13 protein-coding genes are annotated in these 14,799 nt (G+C 71.8%); 1 reads left to right on the top strand and 12 read right to left on the bottom strand.

The genetic code is table 11. From position 1 onward, the window contains the following. The first annotated feature begins 39 nt into the window (after positions 1–39). A complete protein-coding gene (locus tag BLS56_RS00150; RefSeq protein ID WP_091446789.1) occupies positions 40–2,493 on the top strand; it encodes a non-ribosomal peptide synthetase in 2,454 nt (817 codons plus the stop codon). On the opposite strand, the gene BLS56_RS00145 is transcribed toward BLS56_RS00150, so the two are convergent. From BLS56_RS00145 to BLS56_RS00090, 12 genes are all read right to left on the bottom strand, one after another. Beyond that, on the bottom strand, positions 2,454–2,867 hold the full coding sequence (locus tag BLS56_RS00145; protein ID WP_091446786.1) for a hypothetical protein: 414 nt from the start codon (positions 2,865–2,867) through the stop codon (positions 2,454–2,456). The genes BLS56_RS00150 and BLS56_RS00145 overlap by 40 nt on opposite strands. A gap of 186 nt (positions 2,868–3,053) precedes the next feature. Beyond that, entirely contained in the window at positions 3,054–3,524 is a 471-nt protein-coding gene (locus BLS56_RS00140) for a GNAT family N-acetyltransferase (protein ID WP_228771245.1), read from the bottom strand. 127 nt (positions 3,525–3,651) lie between these two features. Then, complete coding sequence (locus BLS56_RS00135) at positions 3,652–4,848, bottom strand: NAD(P)/FAD-dependent oxidoreductase (protein ID WP_091448621.1); 1,197 nt, start codon at positions 4,846–4,848, stop codon at positions 3,652–3,654. Next, positions 4,845–6,206, bottom strand: a complete 1,362-nt coding sequence (locus tag BLS56_RS00130) for an FAD-dependent oxidoreductase (protein ID WP_091446777.1) — start codon at positions 6,204–6,206, stop codon at positions 4,845–4,847. The genes BLS56_RS00135 and BLS56_RS00130 overlap by 4 nt, the downstream gene beginning before the upstream one ends. A gap of 4 nt (positions 6,207–6,210) precedes the next feature. Further along, a complete protein-coding gene (locus tag BLS56_RS00125; protein WP_091446775.1) occupies positions 6,211–8,271 on the bottom strand; it encodes a molybdopterin oxidoreductase family protein in 2,061 nt (686 codons plus the stop codon). Further along, entirely contained in the window at positions 8,264–9,625 is a 1,362-nt protein-coding gene (locus tag BLS56_RS00120) for a nitrate/nitrite transporter (protein ID WP_407640478.1), read from the bottom strand. The genes BLS56_RS00125 and BLS56_RS00120 overlap by 8 nt, the downstream gene beginning before the upstream one ends. Positions 9,626–9,737: 112 nt before the next feature. Beyond that, on the bottom strand, positions 9,738–10,559 hold the full coding sequence (locus BLS56_RS00115) for a PAS domain-containing protein (protein ID WP_091446773.1): 822 nt from the start codon (positions 10,557–10,559) through the stop codon (positions 9,738–9,740). 23 nt (positions 10,560–10,582) lie between these two features. After that, positions 10,583–11,323, bottom strand: a complete 741-nt coding sequence (locus BLS56_RS00110) for an SDR family NAD(P)-dependent oxidoreductase (RefSeq protein ID WP_091446771.1) — start codon at positions 11,321–11,323, stop codon at positions 10,583–10,585. Further along, complete coding sequence (locus BLS56_RS00105) at positions 11,323–11,559, bottom strand: phosphopantetheine-binding protein (protein ID WP_091446770.1); 237 nt, start codon at positions 11,557–11,559, stop codon at positions 11,323–11,325. Before BLS56_RS00105 ends, BLS56_RS00110 begins: the two co-directional genes overlap by 1 nt. A 13-nt stretch (positions 11,560–11,572) precedes the next feature. Further along, the gene (locus tag BLS56_RS00100) at positions 11,573–12,736 is read right to left on the bottom strand and encodes a cytochrome P450 (protein WP_175482578.1); all 1,164 of its coding nucleotides are present in this window, start codon (positions 12,734–12,736) and stop codon (positions 11,573–11,575) included. Then, on the bottom strand, positions 12,724–13,164 hold the full coding sequence (locus BLS56_RS00095) for a hypothetical protein (RefSeq protein WP_091446767.1): 441 nt from the start codon (positions 13,162–13,164) through the stop codon (positions 12,724–12,726). The genes BLS56_RS00100 and BLS56_RS00095 overlap by 13 nt, the downstream gene beginning before the upstream one ends. A 62-nt stretch (positions 13,165–13,226) precedes the next feature. Then, complete coding sequence (locus BLS56_RS00090; RefSeq protein WP_091446763.1) at positions 13,227–14,753, bottom strand: amino acid adenylation domain-containing protein; 1,527 nt, start codon at positions 14,751–14,753, stop codon at positions 13,227–13,229. Positions 14,754–14,799: the final 46 nt, after the last annotated feature.

Here is a 14,799-nt window from a genome sequence, read left to right as displayed (position 1 = left end):
TCAGCCGGTTCCTGACCGTCTGACGCCGAGGTTGACGCCGTGCCCGCTCCCAGCGCCCCGCAGCGCGTCGGAGTCCCGTTAGCCGAGGCGCTGGCCGGGTTCGGTGACCGGCCTGCGCTGATCGGCCGCGACACCGTTACTTCCCATGAGATTCAGACTACCTACCGTGAGCTGGCGGCGCGGGTAGCCGAGACCGCGGAACGGTTGGGCACGACCCGCCGTCTGGTGCTGGTGGCGGCAGGCAACGCGGTGGAGCCGATCGTGGCCTACCTGGCCGCGCTGCGGGCGGGCCACCCGGTGCTGCTCGCGGCGCCCGACCGCGTCGACGCGCTGGTCGAGGCCTACGACCCGGACGTCGTCGTCCGGGATGACCTGCGGGAACGCCGGGCGGGCAGCGCGCACGACCTGCATCCGGACTTGGCGTTGCTGCTGTCGACCTCGGGGTCGACCGGCTCGCCCAAGCTGGTCCGGCTCTCGGCCGCCAATGTGCAGGCCAACGCCGAGGCCATCGCCACCTACCTCGACATCCGCGACACTGACCGCGCGGCGACAACGCTGCCGATGCACTACTGCTACGGGCTGTCCGTGCTTAACAGCAACCTCTTACGCGGCGCCGCCGTGCTGCTGGACGACCGGTCGGTGGTGGACCCCGGGTTCTGGGCGGACTTCCGGGCGCGCGGCGGCACCAGCGTGCACGGCGTGCCGCACACCTTCGACCTGCTCGACCGGGCCGGTTTCGGCGACCTCGACTTACCCAGCCTGCGGTATGTCACCCAGGCGGGTGGGCGGCTCGCCCCGGAGCGGGTGCGGCACTACGCGCGGCTGGCCGAGCGCGGCGGCTGGCGGTTCTACGTGATGTACGGGCAGACCGAGGCGACCGCGCGGATGGCGTACCTGCCGTCTGAGCTCGCGGCGGCGCGGCCCGAGGCGATCGGGGTGCCCATTCCGGGGGGTTCGTTCGAAATCCGGCCGTCGGGGGAACTGGTTTACCGCGGGCCGAATGTCATGCTCGGCTACGCGCGCACACCCGCCGACCTCGCGCTGGGCGCCACGCTCGACGCGCTGCCCACCGGCGACCTGGCCCGGCGCGCCGACGACGGGCTCTACGAGGTGATCGGGCGGGCCAGCCGGTTCGTCAAGCCGTTCGGCCTGCGGGTCGACCTCGACGAGGTGGAGCGCGTGCTCGCCGCGGCCGGGTTCCGCGCCGCGGTCGCGGGCGACGACACCGCGATCACGCTGGGCCTGGTGTCCGGGCAGGACAGCGCGGCCGCCGCCGCGCTGGTCCGCCGGAAGGTGGGGCTGCCGGAAGTCCATGTGCGCGAGTTCGCCGCACTCCCCCGCCTGGCCACCGGCAAGGTCGATTACGCCGCGATCACCGCCCCCGCCGAGGACGCGCCGGTCTCGGTGCGCCGGATCTACGAGCGCGTCCTGCACCGCCCGCGCATCGCCGACGACGACACCTTCGTCAGCCTCGGCGGCGACTCCCTGACCTACGTGCGGGTGTCCATCGCGCTGGAGAAGGCTCTGGGCCACGTGCCCGACGGCTGGCACACCATGGCGGTCGGCGACCTGGAGCGGCTGCGGCCGAGGGCGCGCAGGCTCCGGTCGGTGGAGACCAACATCGTGCTGCGCGCCGCGGCGATCGCGCTGGTCGTGTCCACCCACATCGGCGTGACCCAGGTCTGGGGCGGCGCGCACCTGCTGCTGGCGATCGCGGGGTGGAGCTTCGCCCGGTTCGCCCTGGCCGCCCCGGACCGGGTGCCCGGGCGCGTCGCGCGGGCGGCGGCCAGGATCGCGGCGCCCGCGGTGCTGTGGCTGGCGTGGCGGGCGACGCAGGCCGACAACGTGACCGTGGCGAACGTGCTGCTGGTGAACAACTACGCCCGCACGGGCACCATCGCCTACTGGTACGTCGAGGCGCTGGTGCAGATCCTGCTGCTCATGGCGCTGCTGTTCGCCGTGCCCGCGATCCGGCGGCTGCAACGGGCGCACGGGTTCGCGGTGGCGCTGGCCGTGCTGGTCGCCGCCCTGGTCGCGGCGATCCCGGCCGGGCACGACCCGGTGTTCTCCGCCCGCGACATGAGCACCCACGGCGTGCTGTGGCTGTTCGCCCTGGGGTGGGCCGCCCAGCGCGCGGCGACCGACGCGCAGCGGCTGGCGGTGATCGTGCTGACCCTGGTGCTGGTGCCCGGCCACTTCGAGGACCCGCTGCGGGACGCGATCGTCGGCGGCGGCCTGCTGCTGGTGCTGCTCGTGCCTCGGCTGTCGGTGCCCGCGCCGGTGGTCCGGCTCGTCGGCCTGCTCGCCGGGGCCTCGCTCTACCTGTACCTGACCCACTACGTCGTGTTCCTGGCGCTGCTGCCGCACCTGCCGAAGTGGACGGTGCTGGCCGTGACACTGGCCGTGGGCGTGGCCGGGTGGCGGCTGGTGTGCCGTGTCGGGCAGTGGGCGGCTCAGACCCGGTCGGCCTGGTCGCCCGCCTGCGCGAAGTAGTCGGCGACGTCGGCCCGGAACATCTGGTGCGCCGAGCAGCCGACGAGCAGCGCGGACAACGCGACCGCGGCGAGGTCCACCGCCCCGGACGACACGGTCAGTGTCAACAGCAAGACCAGCGGCGCGACCAGGAGCACGGCAAGCCGCGCCCAGTCCCGGCCGCCGCGCACGCTGAGCGCGAACCACACGATCAGTCCCAAGGGGACGGCGAACAGGGACAGGTCCTGTCCGGTCTTGGCCCAGACCAGGGCGAGATGGCCCCCGGTCACGGTCACGTGGGCCAGCAGCAGCACACTCGCCGCGCGGACCGGCGAAGGCGGATCGGCGGGCTCGACGTTGCCGAGAAGGGGCAGGTGCGCCGGATCGATCGACATTGATTCCTCCTGCACTCGTGCCTGCTGAGTCGGCCCAAGCACGGTACGTGTTACAGCTTGGTCTCGACTTCACCCGCGCGGGTCAGTCAGGGCAGTCAAGTCAGTCAGGTCAGTCAGGTCAGTCACTGTGCGGAATCCGGTGAACCGATCACGGCGAGGCACGGCATTCCCGCGCGTCCCAGCTCGTCAGGTGCCCAGCACCTTGGTCATGAACACGCTGTTGGGATCTTCCCGGTACCCGGCGAACGGCCCGCACACCTCGAACCCGTGCTTGGCGTACAACCCGCGAGCGGGAGCGAAGAACCCGAACGACCCCGTCTCCAAACTCAACCGCGAGTATCCGCGTTCGACGGCGACACCGATGATGTGCCGCAACAGCGTGGACCCCACCCCCTGTCCCATGCGCTCCCCCGCCACCCGCATCGACTTGATCTCCCCATGCCCGGCGTCAAGCTCCTTGAGCGCCCCGCAGCCAACCAGGCCGTCCCCGTCGAGCACCGTCCAGAACGTGACCTCGGGCTCGCGCAGACCGTCGAGGTCCAGCGCGTGCTTGCTCCCCGGCGGGGTGATGGACCGCATCTCCTCGGTATGCCCCCGCAGAAACTCCGCGATCCGCGCGCCGGAAAGATCATCGACCGCGATGGTCAGCTCAGCCATGTCCGGGCTCCGTTCATCAGTGGCAAGGCAGGGGCCGACACGGCAGGAGGATAGGTTCGCCGTTGCGTCGCATGGGCACCTGGCGGGCTCGCGAAGCCTGCGCGGCCCGGCCGCGGTGAGATGAACGTCAGGGAAGGAGCAGCCGCTCCAGGTCGGACGGCGGCGGGCGGCCGACGAAGGACCCGACCGTCGTCCAGGACCCGGTGTCGCCCGCGAGGATTCCGCCCATGAGGTCGCCGGTGTCCCGGCTGAGCAGCACCTTGGCGTAGCGGGCGTCGCCCTCGGCGAAGACCACTTCGAGAGCGTCGTCGGAGCGCGCGGCGCCGAAGGTGGCGACGCTCACGCCGAGGAGTTTGAGGGTGGTCGAGGCGTCGGAGCCGTCGACGGGCGCGGTGCGCTGTCCCAGCACCTGCCGGGCGACGTTGTCGGCCATCCGGTATCCGGGGGCGACCAGGCCGTGGCACCGTCCCCGGATGGCGGCGCACTCCCCGATGGCCCACACGCGGTCGTCGGCGGTGCGGCAGTGGTCGTCCACGGCGAAACCGCCGCGCTCGCCGCGGGCGAGGCCCAGGACGGCGGCCAACTCGTCTCGGGGGCGGACACCGGCGGCGAAGACCACCAGGTCGGCCGCCAGGACGGTTCCGTCCGACAGGGTGACGGCCCGCACCGCGCCGTCGGGGTCGGCGTCTACCGATGTGGTCGCGGTCGCGCAGCGCAGGTCGAACCCGAGCCCGGTGAGGTGTCGGTGGAGGACGCGGGCCGCGCCCGCGTCCAGTTGCGCGGGCATCAGGTGCGGCGCGGTCTCGACGACGTGGGCGCGCATCCCCAGCAGGCGCAGCGCGTTGGCCGCTTCGAGACCGAGCAGCCCGCCGCCGACCACGACCCCGGGGCGTCCGGCGCGGGCCGCGGCGCGCAGGGCGTCGAGGTCGTCGAAGGTCCGGTACACGAAGCAGCCCGACAGGTCGTGGCCGGGGACCGGCGGGACGAACGGGCGCGAGCCGGTCGCCAGCACCAGGGCGTCGTAGCGGACCTCGTCGCCGTCGGCGGTCCGGACCAGGCGGCGCGCCCGGTCGACCGACACCGCCGGGCAGGCGAGCCGGAGGTCGACGCGGGGGTCCGCGCGGAGGTCCCGCCCGGGGAGGGCGAGGTCGCTCTTGCTCTTGCCCGCCAGGTACGAGGACAGGCTGACCCGGTCGTAGGCGGGGTGGTGTTCCTCGGCGAGGACGACCACGCGCCAGGTGTCGTCCGTGTCCAGGGCCCTGACCTGCTCCACGAACCGGTGGCCCACCATGCCGTGCCCGACGACCACCAGGGTGCTGGTCACGACGCCGCCACCAGTCGGTCGCCGGACTCGCTCGCCCAGACCCGGCACAGGTCCGCCACCGACTGGCTGCACCCGCCGCACCCGGTGGTCGCCCTGGTCACCGTGGCGAGCGCGCCCGCGGTGCGGGAGCCTGTCCGCCACGCCTGGCGCAGCGTTCCCATCGAGACGTTGTTGCAAAGGCAGACCTGGCTGTCCACGCTCGTCTCCCGGGCGTGGGAGGCGGGCCTGGGCGGCAGTCCGAGCAGCAGCCCCAGCCGGTCGGACGGGAAACACCGCCCGTGCCGGTGCAGGAAGCCGATCGTCGCGATGGCCTGCGGCAGGCCGAACAGCACGGCGGCGACGACGCGCTCGTCGCGCAGCGCGACGCGCGCGTGCCGCCCGCCCGCCGGGTCGGTGACGCTGATCAGCCGGGTCCCGGGCTGTTCCAGGTCGGCGGGCGAGCCGAAGCCCGCCACGTCCGCCCCCGGAACGCGCAGCCGCAGCGCCGGGGGCGGCGGCCGGTAGGCCGCGGCCTGGCCGGTGAGGACCCGCGCGAGGACCTCGGCCTGCGCCCAGGCCGCGTCCGCGCCGGGGACGGTCCGACCGTCGTGTTCCGCGCAGTCGCCGATGGCGTGGACGCGCGGATCGCTGGCGCGCAACTGGTCGTCGACCACGATCCCACTGTGGACGATCAGGCCCGCCGCGAGCCCGAGTCGGGTGTCGGGGACCGCGCCCGCGCACAGCACGAGCGTGTCGGCGCGGAGGGTGGTCCCGTTGTCCAGCACCAGGCGGCCCGGTGCGCGGCGCACCGCGTTCGCGCCGCCGACCACGGTCACGCCGGTCCGCTCCAACCACTCGCTGAGCAGGCTGGCGCAGATCTCACCGAGCCGCCCGAGCAGTGGGCGGGGTTCGGCGCAGACCAGGGTGGTGTCGACGCCGCGGGCGGTCAAGGCGCTCGCGACCTCCACTCCCAGCGGCGCGTCACCGAGCACGACGACGGTGCCGCCGGTGACGCGGGCGGCGTCGGTGACCGCGCTCGGCGCGACGACGCCGTCGACCAGTCGTCCCCGCGCGTCGAGCAGGCCGGGAATACCGGGGACCACGGGGCGGGTCCCGCCCGCGAGGACCAGGACGTCGTATGGGTAGGTGGTCTCCACTGCGTCGACCCGCGCCGACACCCGGCGCCGTTCCCGGTCGACGCCGACGACTTCGGCGCGGAGTCCCGCTCCCCCGCCTCCGACCACGGGGCCGAAGGCGGGCGATAACGCCGGGGGGTCGGTTTCCAGGACGGTGAGGGAGCCCGGGTGGGCGTGGTGGCGCATCCGGTCCGCGAACCGCTGGAGCGTGGGACCGCTGCCGATGACGAGGACGTCGCTCAAGGTGTCACTCCTGGGTGGGGGCGATCCGCACGGCGCACACCTTGAACTCGGGCATACCGCTGCGCGGGTCCAGGGCCGGGTTCGTGACCAGGTTCGCCCTGCCGTCGCCGGGGAAGTGGAACGGCACGAAGACGGTGTCCAGTCGCATCGTCGCGTCCAGTCGCACCTGGGCCGTCATGGCTCCGCGCGCGGAGGTGATCAGCGCGCGGCCGCCGTCGAGCAGGCCGGAGCGGGCCGCGGTGTCGGGGTGGACCTCGACGAACGGCGCCCCGACTGCCTCGACCAATTCCGCGACGCGGCGGGTCTGCGCGCCGGACTGGTAATGGGCCAGGACCCGGCCGGTCGTGGCGTGGAGGGGGAACTCGGGGCTGGTCTCCTCGGCGGCCTCCCGGTGGTCGACCTCCCAGAACCGCGCTTTGCCGTCGGGGTGGGCGAACCGGTCCAGGAAGAGCCGGGGCGTGCCGGGGTGCCGCGTGTCCGGGCAGGGCCAGTGCAGGGCTTCTCCCGCGTCCAGGCGCTGGTAGGAGATGCCGGAGTAGTCGGCCTTCCCGCCCCGGGATGCGGCGCGCAACTCGTCGAACACCTCTCGCGGGGCGCTCGGGTAGCGGCTCGCGGGCTCGCCGAGCCGCACGGCGAGGTCGCGCAGGACGCGCAGGTCGCCGCGCACCCCCGGAGGCGGGGACAGCGCCTGCCGACGCCGCAGCACGCGGCCCTCCAGGTTGGTCATGGTCCCCTCCTCCTCTGCCCACTGCGTGACGGGCAGCACCACATGGGCCATGGCGGCCGTCTCGGACGGCACGAAGTCGGCGACGACCAACAGGTCCAGCGCCGCGAGCCGTTCGGTCACGTGGGCGGCGCGGGGGGCCGACACGGCCGGGTTCGACCCGAACACCAGCAGCGCCCGCGGCCCCTGCGGGGTACCGAGAGCGTCCAAGAGTTCGTAGGCGCCGCGCCCGGGGCCCGGCAGGTCCTCCGGCGCCACGCCCCACACGGAAGCGACATGCGCGCGCGCCGCCGGGTCGGTGATCGACCGGTATCCGGGCAGTTGGTCGGCCTTCTGACCGTGCTCCCGGCCGCCTTGGCCGTTGCCCTGCCCGGTCAGGCACCCGTAGCCGCTGCCCGTCCGTCCGGGCAGGCCGAGGGCGAGCGCGAGGTTGATGAACCCGGACACGGTGTCGGCGCCCTTGCTGTGCTGCTCGACCCCGCGGCCGGTGAGGATGTAGGAGTCGCGGGATTCGGCGAGCATCCGGACCGCTTGGCGCTGCGCGCTCGCGGGAACGCCGGTAGTCCCCTCGACCCGCTCGGGCCACCACGCCATCGCCCGCCGCGCGGCGGCGGCGAAACCGTGGCAGCGCTCGTCCACATAGGACTGGTCGACCAGCCCCTCCACGATGGCGATGTGCACCAGCCCGAGCGCGAGCGCGAGGTCGGTGCCGGGCGCCGGTTGCAGGTGCAGCGCGGCGCGCCGGGCAGTGGCCGAGCGCCGCGGGTCCACCACGATCAGCCTGGCCTGCTCCAGGTGCTGCATCAGCGGCGGCATGGTCTCGGCGATGTTCGCCCCGGCCAGCAGCACGGTCCGCGCGCCGCGCAGATCGGTGACCGGGAAGGGCAGGCCCCGGTCCACCCCGAAGGCCGCGGTCCCCGCGGCGGCCGCCGACGACATGCAGAACCGGCCGTTGTAGTCGATCTGCGAGGTGCCCAGGGCGAGGCGGGCGAACTTGCCGAGCAGGTAGGCCTTCTCGTTGGTCAGGCCGCCGCCGCCGAAGACCGCGACCGCGTCCGGGCCGTGCCGCGCCCGGATCTCGCGCAGGCCGTCGGCGACGACGTCGAGCGCGGTGTCCCAGGACGCCTCGACGAGTCGCCCGTCGGGGCCGCGCACGAGTGGGCGGGTCAGCCGGTCCACGGCGGAGAGGACCTCGGGCGCGGTCCAGCCCTTCTGGCACAGCCTGCCCCGGTTGACCGGGAAGTCGCTCGGGCGCACCCGCACGGTGTCCGCCCGGCCGCCGCTGAGCCGCGTGCCGCATTGCAGCGCGCAGTACGGGCAGTGGGTGTCCACATCAGACATGGCTGGTCTCCTTGCCGCTCGCGGGCCCGCGGCCGAGGTAGACGGCGCGGATCACCACCAGGCACAGCGCGTAGTAGGCGATGAACACGACGAAGGCCGGGGTGCCGGAGCCGGAGCCGTCGGTGTAGGCGAGGGTGAAGGCGAAGTTGATCGCGGCCCCGCCGAGGGCGCCGACAGCGCCCGCGATCACGAGAACCGCGCGGGACACCCTGCGCGCCCTGGCGAAAGCCTCGGCAGCGGCGCGGCCCGCGGCGATCTCGTCCTCGGCTTTCGCCGCCAGGACCGCCGGGATCATCTTGTACGTCGAGCCGTTGCCGATGCCGCTGAGGACGAACAGGGCGGTGAATCCGGCCATGAACAATTCCAGGGAGTTCGCCTCGGCGGCCACGATGAGCACGGCGGTGCCCGCGCCCATGGCGAGGAAGTTCCAGAAGGTCACCCGCGCGCCCCCGATGCGGTCGGCTAGCCACCCGCCGATCGGACGCGAGACGGACCCCAGCAGCGGACCGAGGAACGTGTAGCCGACGGCCTGCAGTGGTGTGGCCCCGAACTCGTTCTGCAGCACCAGGCCGAAGGCGAAGCCGTAGCCGATGAAGGAGCCGAAGGTTCCGATGTAGAGCAGCGAGATCAGCCAGGTGTGGCGCTCGCGCACCGCTTCGCGCTGGCCGCTCGGCTCGGCGCGCACGGCGGCCACGTTGTCCATCTTCCACGCCGCCAGCAGCGCGACCACCACGATCAGCGGCAGGTACACCGCGGCGACGTAGGCGGGGTGCGTGTCACCGACGACGGAGATGACCCCGAGCCCGATGAGTTGGACGGCTGCGACGCCGAGGTTTCCGCCGCCCGCGTTGAGCCCGAGCGCCCAGCCCTGGTGGCGCCGGGGATAGAAGACGGCGATGTTCGTCATGGACGAGGCGAAGTTGCCCCCGCCGACGCCCGCCAGAGCCGCGATCGTCAGGAACACCCACAGGGGCGTGCCGGGCTGCCGCACGAAGTGCATGGCCAGGAGAGTGGGGACGAGCAGGATGGCGGTGGCGAACACGGTCCAGTTCCGGCCGCCGAACCGGGTCACCGCGTAGCCGTAAGGCAGGCGCAGCAGGGCGCCGACGACGGTGGGCGTCGCCACCAGGAGGAACTTCTGGCCCGGGTCGAAACCGAGCCCGATCTTGGGGGACATGAACAGGACGAGGACCGACCACAGCGTCCACACCGAGAACCCGACGTGCTCGGAGAGGATGGACAGCACGAGGTTGCGGCGGGCGATCCCGCGGCCGCCCCTGTTCCACGCGTCCTCGTCCTCGGGGTCCCAGTCGGCGAGCGGGTCGCCTTGTCTGACCAGTACGTCAGCCACGATCACTCCGTCTGTGCGCGACGTTGGGTGCGTTGGCGAAACGCGCCCCGGCGAGGATCGCTCGCCGGGGCGTCCATCTCGGCGCCGTCGCCCCGGGTCGGGGCGGACGCGGGCCTTAGAAGCTCAGGTCGAGCGCCTTGACCTTGTCCCGAGCGCGGTCGGGGTGGCTGTCGGAGAAGACGAAGCAGCGGGTGTTCTTGAGCTTGTCGCCCTCGACCTTGGCGGTGGAGAAGATGACCACCGGGACCCGCTCCTGCTTGTTGAGGAAGTCCGCGCGGAAGTCGATGATCGGCGCGTCCTCGCCCCAGCGGGCCAGGAAGTCCTCGACCACGTCCTGGTCGGCGTAGATGCGCCGGATGTGGTGGCCCACGTAGGAGTCGGGCCGCTCGCTCGCCCCGACGATCTCGATGTCCTTCCAGTTGGCGTGCCCGACGGTGCCGTCCTCCTCGATGAGGTGGATGGCGACCGGGCAGGTGTCGTAGTAGGCCTTGATGAACTCGACCGCCTCCTCCCCCACCGGCTTGTAGGACCCGCTGGCGCGGTCCACCCGCTCGATCCACGCCTGCGCCGTGGAGGAGCCCTCGCCCGGCTTCGGGGCGGGAGTGGGGTGGGTGGTCACCGGGCGCAGCGCCCAGAAGCCGTAGGTGCGGCCGTCGACCTGGCCGAACCCGACGTTGGCGTATCCGGACGGGAAGTCGGGGTTGGTGAAGCTCGCCTCCAGGTTCTCCACCGGCTGCCCGGCGGCCAGGAGAGCGGCGTGGTTGTCGATGCCCAGCACGTCGGGGAGATCGACGCCCGCGGCGACCTTGTCGCCGAGCAGTTCCGTCGCGGCCTTGTTCGCCAGCACGACCGAGCCGTCGGATTCGGTGACGACCATGCCGGGGGAGGCCCAGTTGAACAGGTCGACGAGCTGCTCGGAAGTGGGGTAAGCAGACATTTCTTCTCAATTCCTTTCGGTTGTCACAGAACTTTTCGGCTGTAGTTGAAAACCTGGCCGGTCGGCCCGTTCGACGGGAACTCGGCGATGGTGGCGATCCACTGCGCCACCGTGCGCGACGACTTGAGCCAGTCCGTTCCGAATCCCGCGTTGACGGCCTGGATGAGCGCGTCGCTCACCTCGCCGTCGATCCCGGGCATCGTCATCGCGGTCGCGACCGGGCCGGGGCGCACCTCGTTCGCCACGACGCCGTCGTCGGCGAACTCGACGGAGCACGCCCGCATCAGCGTGGTCATCGCGGCCTTGCTGGCCGCGTAGGCCCAGCGCTTGGGCTCGTACCCGTTCGCCAGACTCGCTCCGACGAACGTCAGCGACCCGCCGCCGCTCTGCTTGAGCAGCGGGGCCATCGCCTGGACCAGGGTGAGCGCGGTGCGCACGTTGGTCTCGTATGCCTGCGCCGCCACCCGCCACTCGGCCTTGACGAGGTCGGTCGGCTCCGGTGAGGCGCCCGCGTTGAGCACCACCGCCTTCACTCCGCCCGCCAGCGTCTCGGACGCGGAGGTGAGAGCGGCCCGCACGGCCTCCTCGTCGCACAGGTCCGCGACGAGGTCCACGTAGCCTTCCGTCCGGGCCAGCGCGGGGTTGCCCCGCCGGGAAAGGCCGACGACCGTGTAGCCCCGGTGGGAGAACTCCGCGGCGACGGCCGCGCCGATGCCCGACGACGCCCCGGAGACCACCGCGACCCGAGAGGGGTCCGCGGCCATCAGGCGTCCTGGAACACGGCCGCGTCGATGGCCTTGAGCGTCCGCATCGACTCGACGGTGATCACGCCGGGGTCCAGCTTCCGGCCGTGCAGACGCTCGATCTCGATGACCATCTGCACGAACTGGAGGCTGGTCACCACGCCCGACTGGATGAGGTCGGTGTCGTCCTGGATCTCCAGCGGTTCATCGTGCAGGCCGTCGAGCCACTTCCGCAGCGACGCCAACTTGCTTTCCACTGTTGCTGTCCTCCTATTTCTGCTTTGTCCTGAACTCGACGGAAAAATCGGCGGGATGCGAAAACGACTGACTTTCCATACGGGTCCCGTCGCGGACGACGACGATGTCCGTGCAGCGGGCCACGAGTCTGTCGACGAGCAGCGAGAACTCGGCCTTGGCGAGCATCGCCCCCGGGCAGGCGTGCGCGCCGACAGCGAAGGGGATGGAGCCGCGCGGACTCCGGCCGATCTGGAACCGGTCGGGGTGCTCGAACACCCTGGGGTCCCGGTTGGCGCCCGCGATCGAGGCCAGCACCGCGGCGTGCCGAGGCACCGGCACACCGCGCACGAGCAGGTCGTCGCCCGCGAACCGGACGATCGTCCGCACCGGCGGGTACAGCCGCATGGCCTCGTCGATGAACGATTCCCGCACGGCTTCGTCGCCTAGCTCGGCCAGGTCGAAGATGCCGCGGCCCAGGCAGTAGACGAGCGAGGTGATGAACGCGCTGCTGGTCTCCGTGCCCGCCAGGAAGAACAGCAGCGCCGTCGAGCGCACCTCGTCGTCTGTCAACGAGATGCCCTTCTCGTCGCGGGTCCGCTCGATCGTCTCCAGCAGAGACCGTCCGCCCGCGGTCATGGCGCCGCGCTGAGCTTCGATCAGCCGCAGCAGTTCGGCGACGTTGGCGTGTGTCTGCTCGGTCTCCTCGGTGGGAAAGTCCAGCAGCCGCGCCAACGGGCGGGTCAACTCGTGGAACCGGTCTTGCAGCGAGGCGTCGACGCCGAGGATCGCGCACACGATCCCGTAGGGGACCCGGTGGGCGAACCGGTGGTGGAAGTCGTCGGTCTCGACGCCCGCGACGCTGTCCACCAGGGCGTCGATCAACTCGGGCATCAGCGTCCGCTTGTACTCGGCGATGCGTCCCGCGGACAGGATCGGCGCCAGCAGGCGGCGGAAGGCCCGGTGGCTCGGCCCGTCCGCGTCGAGCACATTGGGCCCGAAAGCCCGCGAGCTGGCCTTGAGGGGGTGCTCGGCCACGATCTGGGGATGAGTGAGCGCCTCCTGCACGGCCGCGTTCCCGGTGACGGCGAACAAACCGTCGTCCAGCCTGTGCACATCGGTTTCCGCGGGCAGTTCGCGATACCAGTACGGTTTCGCGAGAAGGGCCGCCGGGCCGCCCGCCGTCGCTACCGCTGACATTGGACATGCCCTCCGACACCCAGGCCGCTGATACCGGCCAGCAGGCGCATCGCCGCGAGCCATTCGCCGCCGGTCAGCCCCAGGGAACCTGGTTCGCGGTAGACAGCGGTGAGTGTTCCGCTTTTCCCGTCCGGCCCGTGGATCTCGCAGTGGAAAACCACATCACCCGACTCGCCGTCGGATTCGGCGAGGTCGAGCAAGCCCGCCGGACCGAGGTCGAGACCGTCGTACGCGACGGCCACCCGGTCGGTGAGGTTCCGCCGGACGAGCTCGAAGACGATCCTCAGCCGCTCAGTGGATTCGGACTGTTCGGCATATCGGTCCAGGAGCGCGTTGGCCGCTTCCAGAACCCGTTCGATTCGACGTTTTCCCTGAATGGATTCGAGCGCGATCGAAAACTGCGCTTCCGCGCGACTCTGCGTGTTCAACTGAGGATTCCTTACCGGGTGCGCGGGATTCGGCACCGCGTGATTCGAGAAGCAGGCGACGTTCAGGAGGTGTAACCGAAGCGCGCCGAGAGTTCCCTTTTGTTGATTTTAGTGTTGTCCAGCAACGGCATAGTGGACACGAAGTGCACTTTGGCGGGCAGCATGTACGCGGGGAGCAGCTCGCTGAGCCTGCCCCGCATCTCCGCCTCGGTGATGTCCGCGCCCGGCCGCTCGGCGAACAGGATGATGCGCGGCGCGCCGGTGCGGTCGGGGATCGGCATGACGACCGACCGCCTGCTGCCCAGGGCGTTGACGGCCGATTCGATCTCCGCCGGTTCGATCCGGTGCCCGGCGATTTTGAGCTGGGCGTCTTTGCGGCCAGTGAGATGCAGGACGCCGGTCTCGTCCAGCCTGCCGTAGTCGCCGGTCAGGTAGACCATGACCGCGTCGCCGTCGACCGTGACGCGCCGGAAGGCGGCGGCCGTCTGATCGGGGTCGTTCAAGTAGCCCGAGGCCAGGCCCGTGCCGCTGATGGCGACCTCGCCGCTTTCGCCCGGCGGAACCGGGACGCCGTCGGCGACGATGTGCACCCGCGTGCCGGGGACGGGCAGCCCCGCCGGAATGCCGCCCGCCGCGTGGGTGTCGTCCATGGTGATCCGGTGGACCGTGGCGAACACGCAGGACTCGACCGGGCCGTACCCGTTGTACAGCTCGACCGACGGGTGGGCGGCGAGCAGTTTCCGGCAGTTGGCGGGCGGGGGCTTGTCGCCGCCCAGGATGAGGGCGCGCAACCCGGCGAGGCAGTCGATGTCGCCGCTCGCGATCACGTCGAACAGCGACGGCGTCAGGAAGAGATGGGTGGCGCCGAAGTCGGTGACGTAAGCGCGGATGGAGTGCGGCAGCAGCAGGTCGTCCTCGTGCAGCACCGCGGTGCCGCCGCGCAGGAGCATTCCCCACAGCTCCAGGCTGAACGCGTCCCAGGCCGCCGCCGCGGCGAGGATCATCACCGGGCGCTCGCCGAAGTCCATGAAGCTCTCCGGGACGAACAGCCTCGTGGTGGCCTGGTGCGGGGAGAGCACCGCCTTGGGATCGCCGGTGCTGCCCGACGTCCAGAAGACGGTCGCGCGGTCCGCTGGCGACACCCGGGGCAGGTCGGCCGTCGGCGCCTCGGCAGGCCCCGCGGCCTGCCCGAGGTCCGCGAAGGCGATGTGCTTGATCCCCGCCTGCCCCAGCCGGGCGGAACCCGCCCCGTCGGCCAGCACGACCGGTGGCCGCATGGCGGTCAGGAGCCGGTCGGTCCGCGGGTGCGGCCACCTCGGGTCCAGGACCGCGTAGGCCCCGCCCGCCATGAGCACGCCGAGGATGGCGGCGAGAAGGTCCGGCGACCTGCGGGCCACGACCGGAACGATGTCGTGTGGCCGGACTCCCCGACCGATCAGGTCGTGGGCGATGTGCCGCGCCCTGGTCGCGAGTTCGGCGTAGGTCGTCGACCCGGTCGCGGTGACGACGGCCTGCCGGTCCGGTAATTCGCTCGCGATCCGGGCGAAAGTCTCGTGGATAGTGGTCGGTGAACGAAACTGACAGTGCATGCTGCCACGCACGATATATCCCCCAGTTTGTGCAGGCCTGCCGCCT

The organism is Actinokineospora iranica, from assembly GCF_900101685.1.
Classification (GTDB): Bacteria; Actinomycetota; Actinomycetes; order Mycobacteriales; family Pseudonocardiaceae; genus Actinokineospora; species Actinokineospora iranica.
This window is presented reverse-complemented; position numbering and strand designations above follow the sequence as displayed.